We start from the raw sequence: 23,934 nt of genomic DNA, 5'->3' as shown, positions 1-23,934 counted from the left end.
TGACATGATGGCAGGGTTTAGAATCCGGGTATGACACGAGATAATGACTACGAAAGCGATTATAGTCAACCGTTGCTAAGTATCGGCGAGATTGCTCAGCTGATGAGGGTCAGCCAGCGGATGCTGCGGCATTGGGAAGCAGCAGGGCTGATTTCGCCAATGCGTAGCCAGTCGGGTTACCGTCAGTACTCGGAAGAGGATATCGCACACCTTGAGCGGGTGCTGATTTACCGAAAGATGGGATTTAACGCCCAGCAGATTAAGGCTCTGTTGAATTCCAAGACTCCACTGGCACTGGAGGAACTACGGGGCCAGCGCTCCCACATGAAGAAGAAGATCCATCTTCTTGAAGAAACTGTATGCTGCTTAGACCGGCTCGTAGCCATCGCAGAGGTAAAGCCACAGGATGGACAAGCAATGACAATCATCAAAGAAGCAGACCAACAGTTGTATGAGGCACAAGAACGCTGGGGTGCTAGCCAACAATGGCTGGAATATGCTGAGCGGAAAGCTTCGCGCACCAGTGAGCAGCAGAAGCAGGACATGGATCATCTGGAAAAAGTGGAAACGAAGCTGGGGCAGGCCAAGCGCAATGGTCTGGATCCAACTGGCGATAAAGCTTTTGAGCTGATTGAGGAGCACCGGCAAGCTTTGGCATGGTTCCATGTGACCCCGTCTATGCACCTGATGCTGGGGCGCATGTATGTCGCCGATCAGCGATTCAATCGCCACTATGAGCAGTTCGAACCCGGATTAGCGGAGTGGATGCTGACTGCTATCGAATCAGCTGCGCGTGCCCACGGAGTAGACCCTGCCACCGCCCAATGGGAATAACAGAGAGATAGACCAACGGCTCTCTGCTTCACTGAGCTGTTTCATTAATCAAACCGACAATGAGGAGTAGTCATGTTCGATTACAACCAGCCTGCAGAATCAACATACGATGCTGCAAGTATCAGTCCCGTTCCACAGCCGGGAGCGGCCGTTCCAACGGAACCTTACCGGGGCATCTATTCTATGCCCATGTTCATGACCCTTACAAGTGGCAATCTGGAGGAATCAGAAGACTTCTGGACTAAGGGACTGGGTTTCATTAACCTATATGCTATGCCCGGCATGATGATCCACTTACGCCGGTGGGCATTCCAGGATGTGCTTATTCGCAAAAGCGGCCCTAATTCGGGCAGCGCTCAGACTGATATAAAATCACCAGGAAGTCTCAGTCTAGCTGTTGCTGAAACTCAGATTGTAGAGATGGTTGAAGCTTGTGAAAAACTGCGACCAGGTTCCACCTCTGCCCCAATTCGTATGCCGTGGAACTCTATCGAAGCCAAAATACAAACGCCAGAAGGCCTGACTCTTACCCTGACTGCCGCATTGTCTGTCGATAAGAAACAGGCTGAAGCCTACCTCAGCAAATACGCTCAATGAGCAGAGGTTTTGAGCACTGTACTGAAATCAGGATATGCAAGAACCTCTAGGTAATCGCGATGGACAATGAGGTACTGCATTCACACCTGATTTGAGCATTTAGACTTCTATCCATCCTCTTGGTCACAAGCTATGTGTCTGTGACCAAGAGGATTTTGCATGTGTTCAAACAACTCCAAAAGAGAAGCTTTCATTGAGTGGTCCTGCTGTCTGTAGTGCAAAGTGCTGGTTCAGGTAAGTCTCACTCGACAGCAACTTATCCATCTAGTAGATGAGAAGAACATATATACCTATACGGCTTGCAGTCGACTTGTTTACTTGCTTAGGTCACGTAATTAAAAACTAGTTGAATGTGGATTACTGAAAGGGAATTCGGTGAGTATACAATTAAACTAGTTAAAACATCCGGCCTCAGGACGGCGATGTCCATCTTACCTAGAAGATGTCATCGGAACAGGCATTTAGGCTTTCATGTGTCAACTTCACCCTATGCGTTCCTGATAGCCATGGATGTCGAGGGCGATGGTTGCAGGTTCGGCCTCGAAGGTGCCTGGGTGTTCTCCTTGTTTGTTGTCCAGAAGCTCATTCTTGCGTGAATCACGTAACAACGGTGACTGGCGTTCGACCATTGACACAGTGGGCACAGGTTAACTCTGGAAAAGGGATGCACAAATGGCAGTGTTGCTTCATTGGTGCGTCCGTCTGTCAGTTTCCCCCTGGGCGCTCGACAGGGGAGGGTAATTCAAGGGACAAGGACTGAAAGAAGAAGCATCTAGTGGGTCATCCCGAACATTGGAAGGGAGACGACTCCAGATTCATCGAATCAACCTGCGAACAGATTAGGTGGGGATCAACCACAATGTTCTTGGATGGACAGGGTTGGCAGGACTCACCTCTGGGTCTAGGGGATGATAGTCAGGCTCCTGATTATGTGAATCAGAACGCAAGTTGTCCGGTAAAAACTACGGAGTTTTCCCTCGCACATGCGGGGATGATGCTTGAAATATTGTGGGGTAAGTTGCTGTGGCAAATAAAGTAATGCACTTACTATACATTGCGGCGGGAGTACTTATTATAGATATTTCTGTATTTGTAAACTAATGATTCAAGTGGAGGAGGTGGATTGTAGTTTTGCCTTCTTGAAAAGGAAGGCGACTTATAGTCCTGATACACCATTAATAAGTTGTATGTGCAGGCCCCAAAGTAGCTGTCACTGGTGCTTAGAGGGCAGTTTTGAACGCTAGGTTACCGTTAACAAGTAGGATGCCACAAGCATTCGAGTTGTTGTAGTTTCAAGCATGGCTGAAGTTAGTATGACCTAACGCTACAGACGGGATAGTTGGCATGACTGTGGCTGTTGGGGAGTGATAGCGTTTGAGGTTTCTTTATGACTGAATAGATACAGATACCCCTATAAATACAAGTACCCCTCCTATTACAACTCATTAACAGCTGTAATAGGAGGGGTACCTGACGGCTGGTTAATCTTTCGCTATGGAGTGACCGCCGAACTCGTTACGTAATGCAGAAACAACCTTCATGGTCGCCGGATCTTGAATTTGTGAGGATTGACGGGCATATAAAGCAGCAGTAATGGCCGGTGTTGGGATGCCAAGTTCTAAGGCATCACCAATCATCCACTTCGTTTCGCCAGTTTCATCTGCTTTACCTGCAATGTGACTGAGATGTGGGTCCTTGTGAAGGGCGTTACTCAGGAGGTCTAGAAGCCAAGATTGAATGACTGACCCCTTCCGCCAAGACTGGACTACGTCATCAGCATCCTTAATGAAGTCGGAAGCTTCTAATACTGCATAACCCTCGGCTAAAGCCTGCATCATCCCGTATTCAATGCCATTGTGAACCATTTTGGCATAGTGGCCAGCACCGGTCCCACCGGCATGGACCAGACCAAAATCTCCTTCAGGTTTAAGGGTATGTAAGATGGGTTGGATGCGGGCTACATTTTCATCAGAGCCTCCTACCATCAGGGCATATCCGTTCTCTCTACCCCAGATGCCGTTAGAAGTACCTACGTCAACCAATCCAATTCCTTTTGCAGATAATGTTTTGGCATGCTCTTGATCTTCAGTGAACCGGGTGTTTCCTCCGTCTATTATCAGGTCACCATTGCCGAGTAGATTGCTCAGTTGAGTAATGGTGGAGTCTAGGGGTTTGCCGGCAGGCACCATGACCCAAATAACCCGTGGTGCTTCTAGAGCGTCGACTAAGGCTTGTAAGCTATCGACATCTCTGTTTGAGTCCGGAGAAATGTCGTATCCGACAACCTTATGCCCTCCACTTCTCAGACGCTCTGCCATATTGTTTCCCATGCGTCCTAGACCTATCATTCCAATTTGCACTATTTCATTCCTTTCGATGATTTTTGTAGGTATTGGGAGATATTACAATAATCTCCACTGGCATTACTTACCCTTGCTCAGACTTCCTTGCTTCCTGTCTTGCTCGTTCTGCTATGACCTGTTCACTGTGTGCTTCTACAGCGCACTGTAAATTCAGCGTATCAATTACCTCTTCTGCCTCAACCTCGGGTGTCATATGTAGCCCTACGTCAATAGTCATGTGAATCTCGTCCTTGCTTGGTGGTTCTAGTGTATCGAACTGAGATTTCAACATTTGGGGTTTCATGAAGTGTCCTTGCCGATGGGACAGTCGTTCCATAATCGAGTCGTAGTCTCCGCTCAGGTAGACAAAAACGACGCCTGGCATCCAAATTTTCTCTCTGTATGCTCTCCTTAGGGCTGAACAAGTAACCGTACCAGGAGTCTTGTGGTCCATGTGGTTCTCAATCCAATCATGAATCTTGTCTAACCAAGGCCAGCGATCCTCATCGTTGAGAGGGATTCCGTTGGCCATTTTGTCAATGTTAGCTTGAGGGTGAAAATCATCAGCTTCAGCTACATCCCATCCTAGTTTGCTACTCAAATGTTGGTTCATTGTGCTTTTCCCGCAGCCGGATACTCCCATGATGACTAGTACGGGTGTTTTGTTGTCTAGATAATCGTTAGGCACTGTATTCTCGATAGCTGAGGGGATAGGAAAATCTCTTGCAGCTTTTGTATTGCCGGATGAAGTATGTATCATAACAACCTTTCTAGGATCTATTGTAAGTGGGGCCTCAGCCAGCAATGGGTACGAAAATACTCGTAATCATGACCAAAACAAGGACAACAACAGAGAGGAGGCACTCTAAAATAGACCAAGTCTTTAAGGTTTCGCCTACGCTCAAACCGAAATATTCCTTGATGAGCCAGAAACCTGCGTCATTGAGATGGGAAAGGAATATGGATCCCGCACCAATGGCGATCACTAGTAATGTTGTAGCCATTGGACTGGCATGCATCATAGACATGGCATTGCTGAGAATTCCTGCAGTTGTGAGGATAGAAACTGTTGCTGAACCTGTAGCGATTCGAACGAATGCAGCAATAATCCAGCCTAGTAGGAAGATGGATATGTTGGAATGTTCAACAAAAGTGCCAATGATCTTGCCGATACCTGTAGAAACCAGCACTCCCTTAAAGCCGCCACCAGCACCAACAATAAGGAGGATCCCGGCGACGGCAGGTAGGGAAGCTCCCAATGAATCATTGACTGTTTTCCATGAGATACCAGAAGCTACCTTGAGAACTAGCATGGATACTATCAGGGATATTGCTAATGCCATGACAGGGTTACCAATGAAGTTGATTGTTTGCGCAAAGCTGTCGGTACGGTTTTTAAATCCTGGGTTCACTATCTCAAAGACAGATGTGAGGAGCATGAGTATAGCTGGTAGAAGAATGCATGAGACTGAGAGCGAGAAGGAAGGCAGCTTGGATTCTTCTTTGCTGGCTTCCTCACTCTTTGCAAGGAAGTCTGTTGGAGCTTCGATAGGGACCCATCGTGAGGCGATCTTTGAAAACAACGGTCCCACAAGCATGAGGGTAATGAGGGCAAAAGGTATCCCAACCATCATGGTAAGCCCCACATTACCGGTTTCCTTGAATTGACTGAGGGCTGCAAGGGGACCTGGGTGAGGGGGTACGCATGCGTGCATGATTGATAGGCCTGCTAGGGTGGGGATTGCTACGCGCATAAGCGGAAGTTGTGTCCGGCGTGCTACCAGGATAATGACTGGTACCAAGATAACTAATCCTACTTCAAAAAACATTGGCAGGCCTATCAAGGCTCCAATGAGAGCCATGATCCAGGCAATGGTGGCAGGTGAGGACTTTGCTACTAGGGTATTGACTACCTGGTCTGTGGCACCCGTATCCATGAGAACTTTACCAATCATGGCTCCAAGACCTATGAGAATGCCAACGGATCCCATGGTATTGCCAAATTCGCTGGTGAAGCTAGCGAGTGTAGAGACAGGACCAAGTCCCGAACCTATGCCGACAACTAAGCTGGCACAGAGTAAAGATATGAAGGGATGCAGTTTGACGACGGTCACCAAGAAAATCAGAACTACTAAGCTGAGGACTAGGCTGATGCTTAACCGGGTGTTATCAAGTCTAATGGCGGGACTCTCGGACAGTAGTAACGAGCTGCTACTTGCTAGGTGCAATATAGATTGCATGGCTACCTCTTCTCTGAGGGATGCCGGAAAGTTAACTTTCTGAATCCGACTTCTTTTGTATGACGTAATATTATATGTGCAATAATACGTATGACTTAATAAGCTTTAGTATACACGACATCATGCCTGACATGTTGTTTCTTACCTGTCCAGATGCGTAGTCGATACATTGATATTATGAAGATATGGAAGCTGAATTCTCCTTACATGACAAGCTCTTAGATCAATGGGGTATGAGCATAGTTAGAGGTGATGTAGGAGAGGGGGATAGGCTTACCATTCCTAACGAGGGACAAGAACCACCCTCACGCACGGTTATCAGAGAGGTAACAAGGGTTTTAGAATCTATGGGTCTGGTACAGGTGAAACGCAAGGTAGGTGCTACGGTCACCCCGGCAGGCTCATGGAACATATATGATCCCATGGTCATAGAGTGGAGGCTACGTGGGCCAGATCGTAGGCAAACGCTACACGAGCTTTCAGAATTGAGAGCAAGTGTTGAACCTATGGCTGCACAATTAGCTGCGGTTCATGCAACACCGGACCAGTGGTCAGCACTTACCCAGGCCGCCATAGATATGGTCGCTCATTCCAATCATGCCGACGGTCCAGAATACCTTGAGGCTGATGAGCGCTTTCATCGGATTGTGCTGGAAGCATCAGGAAATAGAATGTTTGCGGCTCTCAGTGATGTGGTTTCCTCAGTTTTAGTGGGCCGCACGCGCTATGAGCTTATGCCTAGAAGGGCAAACGAACAAGCACTTCGACTGCATGGTGATGTCGCTGCTCTTATTCGACAAGGTGACAGCGCAGGCGCTCGTAGTGCAATGGAAAGTATCGTTGATGAATCCGAACAGGCTATCGAAGTCATGGCTTGTGCAAATGCCTGCAATGATGGTGACTCTCGGTAAGTGTTGATCATCAGTCTCGCTGTGAGTCTGCTTTTCTAATGATTTCTCAATGGTACCAATGGGCACATGACTGTTCCGGATAATTAAGTGAAGCAAGAGGTGTTAATTCGCTATGATTGCATGCGGGAGAATACAATAGTAAGGCTGTACTCTATGGCAGAGTGTCATTTTTTGGGGGAAGGGGGGTGAAGCACTGAGGTGAGCCCGTGTAATATGCGCATGAGTCTATGAACAAATAGAATAAAAATATGTACAGATACAGAGCAAACTAATAAAATTACGCTACAATGCTATAATTAAACCGCTTTATTACAGTGTTTTCTAAGTGTGTTCCCCGTGCATGCGGGGATGATCCCACTAAAGTACGACACGCCGCCCTGTATCTGACGTGTTCCCCGTGCATGCGGGGATGATCCCGCCAGCGTTTGCTTGTTGAAGCCAGTAGGTAGTGTGTTCCCCGTGCATGCGGGGATGATCCTGGTTCCTCTGTTATCGAGCTAATCCTGTTTTCGTGTTCCCCGTGCATGCGGGGATGATCCCATTTCCACCCCATCCGGGTACTCGACCGTGAGGTGTTCCCCGTGCATGCGGGGATGATCCTTTATGGCCAACGAAGCTAGCGACAGCTACAACGTGTTCCCCGTGCATGCGGGGATGATCCCCGAGGACAATGGCAAGCAAAACATCGACTACAGTGTTCCCCGTGCATGCGGGGATGATCCTATCGGTACACGCTCTGACTTGTCGACATCAGCGTGTTCCCCGTGCATGCGGGGATGATCCTATATCGGCGCAAAGTCCTATCACTCACACCAAGTGTTCCCCGTGCATGCGGGGATGATCCTCGCCTGCGCTTTAGGCGGGATGAAGACCGTGCGTGTTCCCCGTGCATGCGGGGATGATCCCCCTCCAGACACCCTCTGGAGACTCTCTTGCCTGTGTTCCCCGTGCATGCGGGGATGATCCCCGTAGAATGTATTCACAGAATGCTTGGGACCCGTGTTCCCCGTGCATGCGGGGATGATCCCTATGCGAACGATAAAGCTGCATAGAAAGTAAAGTGTTCCCCGTGCATGCGGGGATGATCCCCCGTACGTAAATCGCTGTAAAATCCTGTCATCGTGTTCCCCGTGCATGCGGGGATGATCCCTGATTGTGATCATATTGTTCCAGGTGATGACAGTGTTCCCCGTGCATGCGGGGATGATCCCCAGATCCTGCAAAGCGCGGTAGCTGATCGTATGTGTTCCCCGTGCATGCGGGGATGATCCCGTCTTTCTTTTGGTGTCTTAGGCTCCGTCTTCGTGTTCCCCGTGCATGCGGGGATGATCCCTTTCACTATTGCCACCTCTACCATCCCTCACGGTGTTCCCCGTGCATGCGGGGATGATCCCAAAAGCAATCGTAAAAACTGTCAGCCAAAATTGTGTTCCCCGTGCATGCGGGGATGATCCCGCCGAATCGTGCTTAATAACACCTTGCGGGCCGTGTTCCCCGTGCATGCGGGGATGATCCTAGCTCACTCAGAGATTCCGGAATTGGATTTACGTGTTCCCCGTGCATGCGGGGATGATCCCTAATATCACCATGTACTTCAGGATGTGGTAGAGTGTTCCCCGTGCATGCGGGGATGATCCTTAGTGTTCCTCCCGTTTCCGTGATGTCCATAAGTGTTCCTCCCCGTGCATGCGGGGATGATCCCATCGCTAAAGGCAGGTACGCTGATGATGTTTTGTGTTCCCCGTGCATGCGGGGATGATCCTGGTACGCAATTTATCACTAAATATTGGCGTATGTGTTCCCCGTGCATGCGGGGATGATCCCTCTTCAAAGGGCGTATTCCACGAGTAGCTATAGTGTTCCCCGTGCATGCGGGGATGATCCAAGTCGAAAAGCTACCTTGTAAAAGCTACCTGTGTGTTCCCCGTGCATGCGGGGATGATCCTGTTCTTTTTAATTTTTAGTAGTTTCTTGTATTGTGTTCCCCGTGCATGCGGGGATGATCCTAGACGTGTCCCCACTGAATGCCTTTGGTCCCTGTGTTCCCCGTGCATGCGGGGATGATCCTGTACGTTCCGCAAATGCGATTGACAAGAGCATGTGTTCCCCGTGCATGCGGGGATGATCCTCATGGCGGGATATTGTGCCCCGCCAGCGCGTGGTGTTCCCCGTGCATGCGGGGATGATCCCAAGGAGTATGGGAAGCCTATGATCCCGGTATTGTGTTCCCCGTGCATGCGGGGATGATCCCCGTTTCGCCATTTGACGTTGGGCTTGCCGTGGGTGTTCCCCGTGCATGCGGGGATGATCCTTTACGCCGATAGGCTTAAAGGATGTGGGATTAGTGTTCCCCGTGCATGCGGGGATGATCCCACTGAAGTACGACACGCCGCCCTGTATCTGACAGTGTTCCCCGTGCATGCGGGGATGATCCTGGAGTGCAGCAGCGAAAGCATCTGCACGCTCAGTGTTCCCCGTGCATGCGGGGATGATCCCAGCCACTTGTTGTTCACTTTGTGATCCGTGGGGTGTTCCCCGTGCATGCGGGGATGATCCTGGCAGGCTGATGGCTGGGCTGTAGAGGATTCTGTGTTCCCCGTGCATGCGGGGATGATCCTTTAGAAGAATCAATAGTACCATCTACTACCGAGTGTTCCCCGTGCATGCGGGGATGATCCCCTAAAAGCGCCGATAATGCCGACACTCACCAGGTGTTCCCCGTGCATGCGGGGATGATCCGTGAGCTCCATGCCGTCACTACTAGTGATATGCGGTGTTCCCCGTGCATGCGGGGATGATCCCAAAAGCGAGGTCAGCGTGCTGTATGGTGCCACGGTGTTCCCCGTGCATGCGGGGATGATCCCGAAAGCATGATAGCGACTATGCTCGATAAAAGGTGTTCCCCGTGCATGCGGGGATGATCCTGAGACGAAAGCGACAGATTATAGCGATTTAAAAGTGTTCCCCGTGCATGCGGGGATGATCCCGTCACATACACCAACGAAAAATCACCATCCTAGTGTTCCCCGTGCATGCGGGGATGATCCTCCATTTTGCTAGCGCTCTTCTACCTCCCCATGAGTGTTCCCCGTGCATGCGGGGATGATCCGTCTAAATTGTAATTATCTGTATGCTCATAGGTGTGTTCCCCGTGCATGCGGGGATGATCCCCTATCGGCGTAAATTACACATATGATAGAGTAGTGTTCCCCGTGCATGCGGGGATGATCCCTCCGAATCATGCTTGATGATACCTTGGGGACCGTGTTCCCCGTGCATGCGGGGATGATCCCACGCTACTAGGCTGTTACTAAAACCTGCAATCGTGTTCCCCGTGCATGCGGGGATGATCCCTACGGAGGAAGCGCAATGAGCAGGATGGGGCAGTGTTCCCCGTGCATGCGGGGATGATCCCATCGCGAAACGTATTATACACCTGATACTCTCGTGTTCCCCGTGCATGCGGGGATGATCCCCGCAGTAGTATAGTCGGCCGCTACATTAGCTCGTGTTCCCCGTGCATGCGGGGATGATCCCTGCTTGCTGTGAGTGCAAGGATTCACTGAATCGTGTTCCCCGTGCATGCGGGGATGATCCCCGATATGTGGAAAGCAATCGAAAACACAACTTGTGTTCCCCGTGCATGCGGGGATGATCCCAGGCAGCACGCCCGAGCCGATATAAGGACGTGGTGTTCCCCGTGCATGCGGGGATGATCCTCAGACTCAATCTTAATCAGCCCTTCACAAATCGTGTTTCCCGTGCATGCGGGGATGATCCTAGCGGCATCACGCCCTCATTGATACTCATTAAGTGTTCCCCGTGCATGCGGGGATGATCCCTGTTTACTTACTTGTATGCTCAGTCTCACTGAGTGTTTCCCGTGCATGCGGGGATGATCCCTCGACAAGCTCAATCATCGCCACTAGACCGAGGTGTTCCCCGTGCATGCGGGGATGATCCTAGTCCGAATCTGCCTAAAACCTCGTAGCCATCGTGTTCCCCGTGCATGCGGGGATGATCCTAGATGCTGCCATCTGGTTAATTTTTGCCTTGTGTGTTCCCCGTGCATGCGGGGATGATCCTCCATGCCTTCGTCTCCGGGGATTCAGCCGAAGGTGTTCCCCGTGCATGCGGGGATGATCCCCAGGGAGAGAACGAGGCAGACCGACTGGAAATGTGTTCCCCGTGCATGCGGGGATGATCCTCCTTGAGCTGCTTATCGGCTGTCTTGAAAGCAGTGTTCCCCGTGCATGCGGGGATGATCCCATCTTTAGTATGAGCTATTATTGCCTCACCTCGTGTTCCCCGTGCATGCGGGGATGATCCGGACCCAACACCGCCACGAGGTAGCGTTAAAGAGTGTTCCCCGTGCATGCGGGGATGATCCCGTATGCATCGCAACGATTTTGTCACTCATACGGTGTTCCCCGTGCATGCGGGGATGATCCCTGCAAAACAGGAATGCCACTGCTCATCAGCTGAGTGTTCCCCGTGCATGCGGGGATGATCCTGGTTCGACGAAGAAATGTCCCTTATTAGGTATGTGTTCCCCGTGCATGCGGGGATGATCCCTGTCCTAGTCAGGGACGGTACGCGATTATCGGGTGTTCCCCGTGCATGCGGGGATGATCCCTACGGTGGGACTTGTTGTCGTAATACCAGAAGGTGTTCCCCGTGCATGCGGGGATGATCCCGTTGCAGGGCAATATGTGGTGACGCTCCACACGTGTTCCCCGTGCATGCGGGGATGATCCGCGGACAGGCTCACAGACGAGCTTACCAATCGCGTGTTCCCCGTGCATGCGGGGATGATCCTTGGTGCGGTACATTTACGTTGGCAAATTTTTTAGTGTTCCCCGTGTATGCGGGGATAGTCCTTGTCCGGTCGATGCTCCTAGGTGTGCTTGTGTTCTCCTCACCTGCGGACGGGGGCAAGTGATGTGCTCGCTGATTTGGCTTTGGCAATAGCTGGGTACAAATTGCGCACAAGTCTTGCTCGGACTCGCTTCGGGAAGAGATAAAACAGAACCCCTATTCCTTTGTGGGAGTAGGGGTTTGATCTGGGGTGGCTAACGCGGCTCGAACGCGCGACCTCCTGAACCACAATCAGGTGCTCTACCGACTGAGCTATAGCCACCATGCGCAGTGCATGTGATATACGCTGCAACAGATGACTACTTTACACTAACCTCTGACTAAGCGCGCCGATAGGATGAAATTAGCTGACAGGTACATGTTTTGGGCTATTACAAGTTGTTCTGTGTTTGAAAGGAAGAAAGCGTTTGAATATGACTTGGGCGTCGTCTGAGATGGTAAACATGGGATCGTTATGCTCAGCTGTATTCTCGAGGCTGGCCCAAAACATCTTTACGGTTGGCATATCAACTCGTTGTCCAGGTTTCTGACTTTCCCCCTGTCAAGTATTTTGGTGTATCTAGCCCATACGAACGGCTTTGATTCCGGTGTTTTTTAATATGACAACAGGCTTGTCGTACGAGTCACCAAATATGTTACTGTCGCCTGTAAGGGAAAGGGCATCGCAATATCGCTTTGTGCTCAGATAATAGACTGGTGGTAACAGTCTTTACCCTTTAACTATTGCTATGGCGAGTGCAGAACACAAAGGCTTATGGGACGCTAATTCTGCTTTTGGTTTTCCCAGGTTTTCTGTTTTGCGCCTGTTTACCACCGTTGAACGCGATGTCAGCCCCTTGTTTGCTTTACCGTTAAAGTCATTAGGGGATCGTTTCAACAACGAAGGTAAAGCGCTACGCTACTAACAGTTTCCACCCTGCCTATACGGATAGGTGTCACTGGTGGATGGGGGGCGATGAGGCTGACTTTGAGAAAGAGAAGTGCATCGACAAGAAGAGCCCGCATATCGGAGGGAAAGCTGCCAGGGTGCTTAAGCCTAACAGTGATACACAACGGTGATACATGGTAGAGAACTTACATGGTGGAGAACTGAAATCCGATAGTATATTAGCTGACCGTGCAATGGTGATTACTGTAAAAAGTACAAAAGGGGATACTCGGCCGTTGTGAACATAGGCATTAACTGGTTTGAGTGAGCGAGAAGTCCAAGAATCATGCAGGTAGTCAGATATCGTTAGCGAGTTGGGAAGGCCTTACGTATGGTTCAAAGGTCAAGCTTATATTCGCATAGATTTACTTGGTCAGGGCATGTGCTATATTAAAACCTGTATGTGCCAGTAGCATAGCTTATGTGATAGCTGTGGGTGCTGGGATATCCTAACAACCTGTTAGATAGCGCACAGTAATGTGGCAGCGGGAGGGTTGTGGGCCATCGGGCCGGTGGACTGTGGCATCTTTGCTCTCCGATAGGGTTTCGGTTGGGTTGAGTCAGCACAGTGGCGGCTCCACAAGTAACGGAACAAGTTGGAAAAGAATCGGAGAGAATCAGTTGCCAACAATTGAACAGCTCGTCCGTAAAGGACGCAAGGCTAAGACTCGTAAGTCGAAGACTTTAGCCTTGAAGGGTAGCCCGCTTCGTCGCGGCGTTTGCACCCGTGTGTACACCACCACTCCTAAGAAGCCTAATTCGGCACTTCGTAAGGTCGCTCGTGTGCGTCTAAGCTCGGGTGTTGAAGTTAGTGCTTACATTCCTGGTGAAGGTCACAACCTGCAGGAACACTCCATCGTGCTAGTACGTGGAGGTCGTGTTAAGGATTTGCCTGGTGTGCGTTATCATATCGTGCGCGGTGCGCTCGATACCCAGGGTGTCAAGGATCGTAAGCAGGGTCGTTCCCTGTATGGAGCAAAGAAGGCTAAGTAAGCATGTCGCGTAAAGGACCAGCTAAAAAGCACCAGCTGCTGCCAGACCCTATTTATGGTTCGACGGTTGTAGCTCAGCTGATTAATAAAATTCTGCTTGATGGTAAGAAGTCCATCGCGGAAGACATCGTATATTCCGCTCTTGAACAGGTGAAGGCCAAGACTGACCAAGAACCCGTTGCAGTTCTCAAGCGCGCTTTGGACAATATTCGTCCATCCCTAGAGGTTCGCTCCCGTCGAGTCGGCGGTGCTACCTATCAGGTTCCCGTGGAGGTTAAGCCAAACCGTGCCAACACCCTCTCTCTACGCTGGCTCACCGATTATAGCCGTGCTCGTCGTGAGAAGACTATGGCTGAGCGTTTAGCTAACGAGATCCTCGATGCCTCTAATGGTTTGGGAGCATCTGTCAAGAGGCGTGAAGATACGCACAAGATGGCAGAGGCAAACAAGGCCTTCGCCCACTATCGCTGGTAATAAGTAGAGAGCGAGAAATACGATTATGGCACAAGACGTGCTGACAGACCTAACTAAGGTCCGCAATATTGGCATCATGGCTCACATCGATGCTGGTAAGACAACAACGACCGAGCGTATTCTGTACTATACCGGTGTCAACTATAAGATTGGTGAAACGCACGACGGCGCTTCAACCATGGATTGGATGGATCAGGAGAAGGAACGCGGCATCACTATCACGTCTGCTGCAATCACTGCCTTCTGGAACCGTCAGTCTCATGACACCAAAGACCGTTATCAGATCAACATCATCGATACCCCAGGTCACGTCGACTTTACCGCTGAGGTAGAGCGTTCCCTACGCGTGCTCGATGGTGCTGTAGCTGTTTTTGATGGTAAGGAAGGCGTTGAGCCTCAGTCAGAGACCGTTTGGCGTCAGGCCGATAAGTATGGAGTTCCTCGTATTTGCTTCATCAACAAGATGGACAAGTTGGGTGCTAACTTCTACTACTCAGTTGACACCATTAAGGACAAGCTGGGCGTTAAGCCTCTCGTAATGCAGTTACCAATCGGTGCTGAGAACGACTTCCGTGGTGTGGTTGACTTGGTACGTATGGTTGCATACTCCTGGCAAGACGGACAGGATTTGGGTGCTAGCTACGACACCATTGAAATTCCAGAAGATCTCAAGGAAAAGGCCGAGGATTACCGTACTCAGCTCATTGAAGCTGTTGCTGAATCTGATGAATCCCTTCTGGAAAAGTACTTAGGTGGCGAGGAGATCAGCGAAGCTGAGATTCGTACTGCTGTGCGCAAGCTCACTATTGCTCAAGAGGCATTCCCAGTATTCTGCGGCTCGGCATTCAAAGATAAGGGCGTGCAGCCTATGCTTGATGCCGTGGTGGATTTCCTGCCTAGCCCAGAGGATGTGCCAGCTATCAAGGGGTACAAGGTTGGTGACGAATCAGTCGAAATCGATCGTAAGCCTTCTGTAGATGAACCATTCTCAGCATTGGCCTTTAAGGTTGCTACTCACCCCTTCTATGGCAAGCTCATCTACGTGCGCGTTTACTCAGGTAGAGTTTCTCAAGGCGATTCTGTTTTGGATGCTACTAAGGGTAAGAAGGAACGCATAGGTAAGCTCTTCCAGATGCATTCCAACAAGGAGAATCCTGTTGAAGAGGCTATAGCAGGTAATATTTATGCGTTCGTTGGTCTCAAGAATGTTACAACTGGTGATACCCTGTGCGATGAGAAGGAACCCGTCGCTCTAGAGTCCATGACCTTCCCTGAACCAGTGATTCAGCTTGCTGTCGAACCAAAGACAAAGGCTGATCAAGAAAAGATGGGCATCGCACTTCAGAAGCTTTCTGAAGAAGATCCTACCTTCCAGGTCAAGACTGACGAAGAATCAGGACAGACTTTGATTTCAGGTATGGGTGAGCTCCAGCTGGACATCTTGGTAGACCGAATGAGGCGAGAGTTCCATGTGGAGTGCAACGTTGGTAAGCCTCAGGTAGCCTATCGTGAGACCATCCGCAAGGCTGTCATGAACCAGGAATACACCCATAAGAAGCAGACCGGTGGTTCTGGTCAGTTTGCTAAGGTTCTCATGAACTTCGAGCCTCTAGACACTGAGTCTGGAGAGACGTACGAATTCGAGAACGTGGTTACCGGCGGTCATATTACTAAGGAATTTATTCCTTCAGTAGATGCAGGTGTCCAGGAAGCTATGGAGTCCGGTATTTTGGCAGGCTTCCCGGTTGTCGGTGTCAAGGCAACGTTGACTGATGGTCAAATTCACGACGTTGACTCTTCGGAAATGGCCTTCAAGATTGCAGGTTCCATGTGCTTTAAGGAAGCTGCTCACAAGGCGAAGCCAGTCATTCTTGAACCGATTATGGCAGTGGAAGTACGTACTCCTGAAGAGTACATGGGCGACGTAATGGGTGATATTAACTCCCGTCGTGGTTCTATCCAGTCCATGACCGATGCAACTGGCGTTAAGGTTATTGACGCTAAGGTGCCGCTTTCAGAAATGTTCGGCTATATCGGAGATCTGCGTTCAAAGACTCAGGGCCGCGCCATGTTCACTATGCAGATGGATTCTTATGCTGAAGTTCCTAAGGTCGTCAGCGAGGAAATCATCAAGGCACAGCGCGGGGAGTAAGCCAATTCTGACATGCCGTCAGAGTAATAACACTTAGCTTTCTGTCTTAAGTCAGCGTTAAACTTTCTAACGCTGACTGGGCGGAGGGCATAAGTGGCGAAGATCCCAATTACCCAGTAATATGTAGCGAGTATCTTGTGCGTGGTTCGTACAAGTAAACTACGAGACGTCCAGGAGGACAAAACATAATGGCAAAGGAAAAGTACGAGCGGACTAAGCCGCACGTTAATATCGGTACTATTGGTCACGTTGATCACGGTAAGACAACACTGACCGCAGCTATTTCCAAGGTACTGCACGATGAGTACCCAGACGTTAACCCAGAGTATGATTTTGATCAAATCGACGCAGCTCCTGAAGAGAAGGACCGCGGTATTACGATCAACATTGCTCACATCGAGTATCAGACCGAAAAGCGTCACTATGCACACGTCGACTGCCCAGGCCACGCCGACTTCGTGAAGAACATGATCACCGGTGCTGCTCAGATGGATGGCGCAATCCTCGTGGTTGCTGCCACTGACGGTCCTATGGCTCAGACTCGTGAGCACGTGCTGCTCGCTCGTCAGGTAGGCGTGCCAAGGATTCTTGTCGCTCTGAACAAGTGCGATATGGTCGAAGACGACGAGCTCGTTGAGCTCGTTGAAGAAGAAGTTCGTGATTTGCTGGACGAAAATGGTTTCGACCGCGACTGCCCAGTCATCCGTACTTCTGCATACGGCGCCCTGCACGATGATGCTCCTGACCACGACAAGTGGGTTCAGACCGTCAAGGATCTCATGGATGCTGTGGATGACTACATCCCAACTCCAGTTCACGATCTGGATAAGCCATTCCTGATGCCAATCGAGGATGTCTTCACCATCTCCGGTCGTGGTACTGTGGTTACCGGTCGTGTTGAGCGTGGTAAGCTGCCAATCAACTCCAATGTTGAGATCGTCGGTATCCGCGATACACAGACCACCACTGTCACCTCCATCGAGACATTCCACAAGCAGATGGATGAAGCTGAGGCTGGCGACAACACCGGTCTGCTTCTACGTGGTATTGGTCGTGAAGATGTGGAGCGTGGCCAGGTTGTGGCTGCTCCTGGTAGCGTAACTCCTCACCACAAGTTTGAGGGCGAAGTCTACGTTCTGACCAAGGATGAAGGTGGCCGTCATTCGCCATTCTTCTCAAACTACCGTCCTCAGTTCTACTTCCGTACCACTGACGTTACTGGCGTTATCACTCTGCCAGAAGGCGTCGAAATGGTACAGCCTGGAGACCACGCAACCTTTACCGTCGAGCTGATTCAGCCCGTCGCAATGGAGGAAGGCCTGACCTTCGCAGTTCGTGAAGGCGGACATACTGTTGGTTCAGGTCGAGTAACCAAGGTTCTCGAGTAGTTTATTGACCTCCTATTAGTCGAGGTTGTTACCGGAGCCCCGGAACGTTATGCGTTTCGGGGCTCTTGGTGTATATGACAGGCTTTAGCTATGTGTGTTCACATGGCATGGCATAATAGGCATGTATAAGGATCTGCCGGTTGTTGTTACAACTATGCACAGATCATCTATCAGCAATCAGCACAACATGTAGAAGAACAGGTGGTAAACGTGGCGCAGACTTCTAATGATATTAAAAATGGTTCAGTTATTAACATCGATGGCAAGTTATGGACTGTTATCAAATTCCAGCATGTAAAGCCAGGCAAAGGACCTGCCTTTGTGCGCACGACCATCAAGGATGTTCTATCAGGAAAGATCGTAGAACGTACCTTTAACGCTGGTATGAAAATGGAGTTCGAGACCGTAGACAATCGATCTATGCAGTACTCATACCGTGATGGAGATCAGTTTGTATTCATGGATATGAGCACTTATGAACAGGTCAATATTCCTGAATCGTTAGTTGGAAGTCAAGAGAATTATCTTCTCGAAGGCACTGATTGTATAGTGTCCTTCCACGATGGGACTCCGCTGTCTGTAGAGTTGCCCGCTTCAGTGATTCTTACAATCACTCATACTGAGCCAGGATTGCAAGGCAACCGTTCTAATGCGGGTACTAAACCAGCAACTGTCGAGACCGGTGCAGAAATTCAGGTCCCTCTCTTTGTGGGCGAAGGTGAGAAAGTTAAAGTCGATACGCGCGATGGTTCTTACCTAGGCCGCGAAAACTGAGATCTGGAGGACACTCGATTTAATGGCACGTTCCACAGCTCGAAAACGAGCCCTGAATACTCTCTATGAGGCTGATGAAAAGGAACAAGATATTCCTTCCTTGCTTCAGGAGCGCATTATTCATCCTGGTGCTCAAACTCCTTTGCCTCAGTACGCAATAGAGATTGTTCAGGGAGTGGCAGATCATCTCGCTGAAATTAACCAAACTGTTGATGATCATTCAACGAGTTGGCCCCTGAGTAGAATGGCGGTTATCGACCGTAATATTCTGCGTATTGCTACTTGGGAAATTATGTACAATCCGGAAGTGCCTAATAAAGTCGCCATTGATGAAGCCCTGTCTTTAGCAAAAACACTCAGCGAAGCAGATTCACCTGCTTTTATTCATGGTTTACTGAGTTCCATAGTTCGTGACTATGAAGCGACACTCGTAACGGAAGCTGAGAAAGAGGCACGGGTCCAGGAAGCAGCTCGAATCAGTGCTATGGCTGAAACTGAAGCAGCTAAAGTTGAATCTGAAGCGAATGCTTCTCTCAATGATCAGGGTAATTCCTTAGATGATATGACAATTACTGTTCCTCAGAGTGTACAGGATTTTTTTGACCCGGACAGTGGTGAAGTAGATCAGTAAAACGATATACTAAAAGCAGGCTAGTTGTATTCTTCTGAGGGAGTGTAGGCTAGCCTGTAACAAACGACTATATTAGGCGGTTTGCAGGCCCTGTGCCTCCTAATACAGGTAGGTAAACACGAATATAGTGGGAAGTGAATGTCATATATGAATTGGCCTGGTACAGGACAGTGCGAAGGAAGCAAAGACAAGACATTGTTTCAAGATTCCCGTGGTCTAACAGCTGTTCCTTCCGCAGAACAAAAAGATGGACGCCGACGCCTTATTGTACTGACTGGTCCGACAGCGGTTGGGAAAGGGACAGTCGAAGCGCAACTGCGTCAGGATCACCCGGAGGTATGGGTTTCTGTGTCGGCAACTACTCGAGCTCCTCGTCCTGGTGAGAAAGATGGGGTTACCTATTGGTTCCTGTCTGAGGAAGAATTTGCGCGCAGACAGGCAGCTGGCGAATTCTTAGAGACAGCACTCGTTCATGGCATGTCCCACTACGGAACACCTCTTAAGCCTGTACTACAGCACCTTGCTGAAGGACAACCCACCATCTTAGAGATCGACTTACAAGGAGCTCATAGGGTTCGCCAGTGCGCACCCAGCTTGGGCCTAGAAGTGGTATATGTGTTTTTGGCGCCTCCCACTTTTGATGATCTTATTATCCGCCTCAATGAGCGGGGTACTGAGACTGCTGAAGAACGCCGTAAGCGTTTAGAGACAGCTCAATTGGAAATGGCTAGCCAATCTGAATTCGACGTGACGATCGTCAATGACACTGTAAAGCAAGCAGCTAGCGCACTGTGGGAGATCATTGCTAGGGAATACAACTTATGAGTGCACTTAAGCTCTAAGGATTACCTGCCTCAAAAATCGAGGCAGGGAGATAACATAAAACAAACTACATAATCAGAGTCACTCACCGCATTGGAGAGAGCGTTTCATGGCATCTTTTGGTACAGAGCCGCAGCCGCAAGGTTTTGCAAACCCGTCCATTGACGAATTAATGGAGCACACTGACTCTCAGTATGCTCTATCAATATTCGCTGCAAAGCGAGCTCGTCAAATTAACTCTTATTTTACCCAACTCAATGAAGGCCTTCTGCAAAATGTTGGTCCTTTAGTGGAATACCAGAATCAGGAAAAGCCCTTATCTATTGCCTTCCGAGAAATTAATGAAGGTCTATTAGAAGAGACTCTGGGCGAAGACGATTTAAGCGAAGGAAACTGAGTTCACCCCAGGCCGACATGAAACACTAACAAGTAGCCTTGGGCTGGATGTACTGAAGGCGGTGAGGGTTGTAGATGTTGGAACGACGGTTAATTACAGCTGAATCAGTGACAGAAGGTCATCCTGATAAGGTCTGCGATCAGATCTCGGATGCAATATTAGATGATCTTATAGCTCAAGATCCTCGTTCCCACGTTGCTGTAGAAACATCAGCGGCTACCGGCCTATTTTTCATTTTTGGTGAAGTTAGTTCTCAGGGCTATGTAGATATTCAGCAGCAGGTTCGCTCAGTTCTCAGACGTATTGGCTATACCAGTTCACAAATTGGTTTGGATGCAGATTCCTGTGGAGTGACGGTTGCGATTAGTGAACAATCACCAGAGATCAACCAAGGTGTTGATAAGCTTACGGTAACTGAAGAAAGTGTAGCTACCCGCGAAGAGCGATATGAAGCCCAGGGGGCTGGTGATCAAGGCGTCATGTTTGGTTATGCATGCGATGAGACAGACGCCCTTATGCCCCTGCCTATATACCTCGCTCATAGGTTGGCTCATCGTTTGGCTCAGGTTCGTAAGGAAGGCATTGTTCCTCATCTACGTCCAGATGGGAAAACACAAGTAACCATCGAGTATGACACAAACGAACGTCCACAGCGGGTCGATACTGTGCTCATTTCTACACAACACGATCCAGATATCGATCAAAAATGGCTAGAAAAACAGCTCACACAACAAGTTATTGATCCTGTCTTAGCAGAGGTCTGTGGCTCAACTGTGGCTCATGAGGATTATCGATTACTGGTGAATCCAACAGGTTCATTCATACTGGGCGGTCCCGCAGCAGATGCTGGTTTAACTGGACGCAAAATTATTGTTGATACCTATGGTGGTGCAGCACATCACGGCGGTGGTGCTTTCTCTGGCAAGGACCCAACAAAGGTTGATCGCTCTGCAGCATATGCTGCTCGTTGGGTAGCCAAGAATATCGTTGCTGCTGGTCTAGCCCGCAAGGTTGAGGTTCAGGTAGCGTATGCTATAGGTATGGCGGATCCTGTTTCCGTAAATGTGGAAACCTATGGAACTGAGCAGGGTGTCAGCCGTGAACAAATTCAAGAAGCGGTCCGTCAGGTTTTTGATCTCAGACCTGCTGCCATTATTGATGAGCTTGATTTGCTGCGACCTATTTATGCAAAGACTGCGGCTTATGGGCATTTTGGGCGTGATGATCCAGATTTCGCTTGGGAGCGCACCAACAAAGTGAACGAATTGAAGGCAGTAGTCAACGCCTGATTGTGAGTAGTGCTGGAGGAGTGCCTTGGGGCAACCGGTAGCGGAGCAGTTAGCTTTTGATGGTTTGGTTCCAAACAACCACCATAAGAACCGCCAGCACAGGCATACGCAGTGTGAGCATATGCCTGTGGCTCAGGTTGTACTCGATGTGCAAGCAGCCCATCTAGGACGGACTTTCGATTATCTTATTGATGCTAAAGACGACGATTCAGCGCAACCAGGCACGTTAGTTCGTGTTCGATTTGGTGGCAGGCGGGTTACTGGAGTCATTTGGGCAAGAGTTGAACACAGTGATGCGCCGAGCGGTTCTTTAAAATATATAGAGCGAATACTCAGCACGAAGGCCCTGGTATCGTCGACTACCCGCAGAGATATTGAAAATATAGCCAAAGCTTACGGTGGAACTTGTGCTAACATTCTTCGATTGGCTCTGCCTCCACGGGTGGCCCGCATTGAGAAGGAACAGGCTGGTCAGGTTGGTACACAGCTTCCAATCTTCGATACCAAGTCGAGCGCCCAAGCAGGACAATTACTCACCCAGTTGAGGGAGGACCTAGGCCAGGCGTATCCGAAGCTAGACATGCTCTCAAGTGCTCTAGCAGGACATGCGTTTGCTACCTTCGCCCTAGACGCATTACCGGGTCCGGAACAGTGGGAGCTTACCTGCTTGTGGATTATCGTTCAAGCTCTTCAAGCTGGCAAGCCAGTCGTTGTGGTTTTACCAGATGTACGCCATATGGAAAGCCTATCTCGTCAGCTTCAAAGATTCGGTTTACAATCTTTCGCTCCTCATGGAGATGGAGAAACCTCTTGGAATGGTCACTTTGTGCTCATGGGGTCTTCTATGGCACCAGCTGAGCGTTACCGCTCCTATGTAGCCTTGTCACAAGGGCAGGTTTCGTGTGTGTTGGGCTTACGAGCTGCTATGTATGCACCCGTGGAAGGGTCAGCGGTTTTTGCAATTGTTGATGATGCAGCATACCAGAATACGGATGGGATGGCTCCATACGCTAATGCTCGTGGAGTCTTGCGCTTGAGGGCAAAGCTCCATAATGGAATTTTTTTAACGATAAGTCATGCTCGTTCGGCTCGGTCCCAATGGGAGACTTCAACTGACGCTGAAGAAGTAACATCAGGAGTAACCGGACCTGCCCAAGCACTAGTTCCTAGCCGTGAGGCAATAGCTGCCCGTCTACCATGGGTACGTTGGCTCAATCGTGACGAACTAGCTCGTCTAGCCGATCCTGCCATCGGTGCTCGTATACCTCATACCGCGGTTACTGTTCTCACCAAGGCACTGCAAACAGGTCCTGTCCTTCTCTCGATTCCCCAAGACAGTCAATCGCAAGCTCTCACTTGCGCTTCCTGTCATAAGATGGCTCGGTGTCCACGCTGCACTGGTCCTATTGTTATACAGACGGTTGGTCATGCCCCTCGTTGTGCTTGGTGTGGTCATGCGGCTGTTAACTGGCAGTGCAAGGACTGCGGGTCCGATCGAATGCGGCTTGTACGAGTGGGGGCTACAGGTACTGCTCAAGAACTGCGTCTGCTCTTTAAAGGTGTTCCTATCACTATTTCGACTCCTGCACAGCCTAGAGGAATCGTAGAAAGCATCGACGATCGGCCCAGACTTGTCATAGCCACCCCAGGGGCAGAACCTCGTATTGAGAAGGCAGGCAGTGGATTAGTAAACGGATACCAAGCTATAGCTATTGTCGACGCTTGGACTTCGCTATACGCCTGGGGTGTTGATGCAAGGCTAGATATGTTGACCTCTTGGATGCAAATTGTCTCCTTGTGTCAGTCACGTGAAAAGGGAGGTCAGGTTTTAATTTTGGGTGAAACTGATCCAAGTCTGGCTCAGGCACTGATGACGTGGAGACCAGATTTGTTGTCTGCTGCTGAACTTGAAGACCGAACTCAGACAGGGCTACCTCCATCTACTGCGGCGGCTAGTGTGTGGGGCAGTAGGGATGCTGTTGACTGGGCATTAGAGCAAGCAGGTGCTTCGGGTGCGGGCGATATATCAAGTCTCAACGTTGCAGGGGAACATGTACCTAGTGTATGGGGTCCTGCTCCAATCGCTCCTGAGTCGAAGCTCACCATACAGCCGCTGGAAGGAACTATGGATCGGGTGCGGGCTTTAGTCCGAGTCGTTCCCAGTCAACGCGATCTTTTAGCGCAGCGCTTGCATACAGCTGTGTCTGCATACGTTGCCACAAGAGGACGAGGTGAACTTAAGTTCTGTATGGACCCCAAGGATCTTACATGAGCAGTTTTTGCCA

17 protein-coding genes, 1 tRNA gene and 1 CRISPR repeat array are annotated in these 23,934 nt (G+C 49.8%); of the genes, 14 read left to right on the top strand and 4 right to left on the bottom strand.

Annotated elements, in window-relative coordinates:
* Positions 1 to 30: 30 nt before the first annotated feature.
* A complete protein-coding gene (locus BOCO_RS03335) occupies positions 31 to 834 on the top strand; it encodes a MerR family transcriptional regulator (protein ID WP_094722668.1) in 804 nt (267 codons plus the stop codon).
* A gap of 72 nt (positions 835 to 906) precedes the next feature.
* Positions 907 to 1,431: a hypothetical protein gene (locus BOCO_RS03330; protein ID WP_094722667.1), complete on the top strand. Its 525-nt coding sequence runs from the start codon at positions 907 to 909 to the stop codon at positions 1,429 to 1,431.
* 1,481 nt (positions 1,432 to 2,912) lie between these two features.
* Here BOCO_RS03330 and gnd read toward each other — a convergent pair.
* The 3 genes from gnd to BOCO_RS03310 all read right to left on the bottom strand — a co-directional run bounded on the left by gnd (position 2,913) and on the right by BOCO_RS03310 (position 6,013).
* Positions 2,913 to 3,791: a phosphogluconate dehydrogenase (NAD(+)-dependent, decarboxylating) gene (gene gnd / locus BOCO_RS03320; protein WP_094722665.1), complete on the bottom strand. Its 879-nt coding sequence runs from the start codon at positions 3,789 to 3,791 to the stop codon at positions 2,913 to 2,915.
* A 67-nt stretch (positions 3,792 to 3,858) separates the two neighbouring features.
* Positions 3,859 to 4,533: a gluconokinase gene (locus BOCO_RS03315; protein ID WP_094722664.1), complete on the bottom strand. Its 675-nt coding sequence runs from the start codon at positions 4,531 to 4,533 to the stop codon at positions 3,859 to 3,861.
* 34 nt (positions 4,534 to 4,567) lie between these two features.
* Positions 4,568 to 6,013, bottom strand: coding sequence for a GntP family permease (locus BOCO_RS03310; RefSeq protein WP_094722663.1), 1,446 nt, complete (start codon positions 6,011 to 6,013; stop codon positions 4,568 to 4,570).
* A 185-nt stretch (positions 6,014 to 6,198) separates the two neighbouring features.
* Between BOCO_RS03310 and BOCO_RS03305 the strand changes: the two genes are divergently transcribed.
* Positions 6,199 to 6,924, top strand: coding sequence for a FadR/GntR family transcriptional regulator (locus tag BOCO_RS03305; RefSeq protein ID WP_094722662.1), 726 nt, complete (start codon positions 6,199 to 6,201; stop codon positions 6,922 to 6,924).
* 327 nt (positions 6,925 to 7,251) lie between these two features.
* Positions 7,252 to 11,804: direct repeats of the CRISPR family, unit length 28 nt; unit sequence GTGTTCCCCGTGCATGCGGGGATGATCC.
* A 184-nt stretch (positions 11,805 to 11,988) separates the two neighbouring features.
* Here BOCO_RS03305 and BOCO_RS03300 read toward each other — a convergent pair.
* Positions 11,989 to 12,064, bottom strand: a tRNA-His gene (locus BOCO_RS03300).
* Between the two features lie 466 nt (positions 12,065 to 12,530).
* Between BOCO_RS03300 and BOCO_RS07470 the strand changes: the two genes are divergently transcribed.
* From BOCO_RS07470 to BOCO_RS03250, 11 genes are all read left to right on the top strand, one after another.
* Positions 12,531 to 12,707, top strand: coding sequence for a hypothetical protein (locus BOCO_RS07470; RefSeq protein WP_158520405.1), 177 nt, complete (start codon positions 12,531 to 12,533; stop codon positions 12,705 to 12,707).
* Positions 12,708 to 13,351: 644 nt separating this feature from the next.
* Positions 13,352 to 13,723, top strand: a complete 372-nt coding sequence (gene rpsL / locus BOCO_RS03295) for a 30S ribosomal protein S12 (RefSeq protein ID WP_094722940.1) — start codon at positions 13,352 to 13,354, stop codon at positions 13,721 to 13,723.
* A 2-nt stretch (positions 13,724 to 13,725) separates the two neighbouring features.
* Complete coding sequence (rpsG, locus tag BOCO_RS03290; RefSeq protein ID WP_094722661.1) at positions 13,726 to 14,196, top strand: 30S ribosomal protein S7; 471 nt, start codon at positions 13,726 to 13,728, stop codon at positions 14,194 to 14,196.
* 25 nt (positions 14,197 to 14,221) lie between these two features.
* Positions 14,222 to 16,348 carry an elongation factor G gene (fusA, locus tag BOCO_RS03285; RefSeq protein ID WP_094722660.1) on the top strand — a complete coding sequence of 709 codons (2,127 nt, stop codon included), beginning with the start codon at positions 14,222 to 14,224 and terminating at the stop codon, positions 16,346 to 16,348.
* A 188-nt stretch (positions 16,349 to 16,536) separates the two neighbouring features.
* A complete protein-coding gene (gene tuf, locus BOCO_RS03280) occupies positions 16,537 to 17,736 on the top strand; it encodes an elongation factor Tu (RefSeq protein ID WP_094722659.1) in 1,200 nt (399 codons plus the stop codon).
* Positions 17,737 to 17,946: 210 nt separating this feature from the next.
* On the top strand, positions 17,947 to 18,510 hold the full coding sequence (gene efp / locus BOCO_RS03275) for an elongation factor P (protein WP_094722658.1): 564 nt from the start codon (positions 17,947 to 17,949) through the stop codon (positions 18,508 to 18,510).
* Between the two features lie 22 nt (positions 18,511 to 18,532).
* Positions 18,533 to 19,141, top strand: a complete 609-nt coding sequence (gene nusB, locus BOCO_RS03270) for a transcription antitermination factor NusB (protein WP_094722657.1) — start codon at positions 18,533 to 18,535, stop codon at positions 19,139 to 19,141.
* Positions 19,142 to 19,288: 147 nt separating this feature from the next.
* Positions 19,289 to 19,966: a guanylate kinase gene (gmk, locus tag BOCO_RS03265; RefSeq protein ID WP_094722939.1), complete on the top strand. Its 678-nt coding sequence runs from the start codon at positions 19,289 to 19,291 to the stop codon at positions 19,964 to 19,966.
* Between the two features lie 106 nt (positions 19,967 to 20,072).
* On the top strand, positions 20,073 to 20,360 hold the full coding sequence (gene rpoZ / locus BOCO_RS03260; protein ID WP_094722656.1) for a DNA-directed RNA polymerase subunit omega: 288 nt from the start codon (positions 20,073 to 20,075) through the stop codon (positions 20,358 to 20,360).
* Between the two features lie 74 nt (positions 20,361 to 20,434).
* Positions 20,435 to 21,649 carry a methionine adenosyltransferase gene (gene metK / locus BOCO_RS03255; protein WP_094722655.1) on the top strand — a complete coding sequence of 405 codons (1,215 nt, stop codon included), beginning with the start codon at positions 20,435 to 20,437 and terminating at the stop codon, positions 21,647 to 21,649.
* A 25-nt stretch (positions 21,650 to 21,674) separates the two neighbouring features.
* A complete protein-coding gene (locus tag BOCO_RS03250; RefSeq protein WP_094722654.1) occupies positions 21,675 to 23,921 on the top strand; it encodes a primosomal protein N' in 2,247 nt (748 codons plus the stop codon).
* The last annotated feature ends 13 nt before the right edge of the window (positions 23,922 to 23,934 follow it).

This window comes from Bombiscardovia coagulans, from assembly GCF_002259585.1.
GTDB classification, from domain to species: domain Bacteria; phylum Actinomycetota; class Actinomycetes; order Actinomycetales; family Bifidobacteriaceae; genus Bombiscardovia; species Bombiscardovia coagulans.
This window is presented reverse-complemented; position numbering and strand designations above follow the sequence as displayed.

What these genes read in the sequence shown, in the direction of transcription:
- BOCO_RS03335 (WP_094722668.1), top strand. Translation starts at nt 31, where the DNA reads ATGACACGAGATAATGACTACGAAAGCGATTATAGTCAACCGTTGCTA.
- BOCO_RS03330 (WP_094722667.1), top strand. Translation starts at nt 907, where the DNA reads ATGTTCGATTACAACCAGCCTGCAGAATCAACATACGATGCTGCAAGT.
- BOCO_RS03315 (WP_094722664.1), bottom strand. Translation starts at nt 4,533, where the DNA reads ATGATACATACTTCATCCGGCAATACAAAAGCTGCAAGAGATTTTCCT.
- BOCO_RS03310 (WP_094722663.1), bottom strand. Translation starts at nt 6,013, where the DNA reads ATGCAATCTATATTGCACCTAGCAAGTAGCAGCTCGTTACTACTGTCC.
- BOCO_RS03305 (WP_094722662.1), top strand. Translation starts at nt 6,199, where the DNA reads ATGGAAGCTGAATTCTCCTTACATGACAAGCTCTTAGATCAATGGGGT.
- BOCO_RS07470 (WP_158520405.1), top strand. Translation starts at nt 12,531, where the DNA reads ATGGCGAGTGCAGAACACAAAGGCTTATGGGACGCTAATTCTGCTTTT.
- rpsG (WP_094722661.1), top strand. Translation starts at nt 13,726, where the DNA reads ATGTCGCGTAAAGGACCAGCTAAAAAGCACCAGCTGCTGCCAGACCCT.
- fusA (WP_094722660.1), top strand. Translation starts at nt 14,222, where the DNA reads ATGGCACAAGACGTGCTGACAGACCTAACTAAGGTCCGCAATATTGGC.
- tuf (WP_094722659.1), top strand. Translation starts at nt 16,537, where the DNA reads ATGGCAAAGGAAAAGTACGAGCGGACTAAGCCGCACGTTAATATCGGT.
- nusB (WP_094722657.1), top strand. Translation starts at nt 18,533, where the DNA reads ATGGCACGTTCCACAGCTCGAAAACGAGCCCTGAATACTCTCTATGAG.
- gmk (WP_094722939.1), top strand. Translation starts at nt 19,289, where the DNA reads ATGAATTGGCCTGGTACAGGACAGTGCGAAGGAAGCAAAGACAAGACA.
- rpoZ (WP_094722656.1), top strand. Translation starts at nt 20,073, where the DNA reads ATGGCATCTTTTGGTACAGAGCCGCAGCCGCAAGGTTTTGCAAACCCG.
- metK (WP_094722655.1), top strand. Translation starts at nt 20,435, where the DNA reads ATGTTGGAACGACGGTTAATTACAGCTGAATCAGTGACAGAAGGTCAT.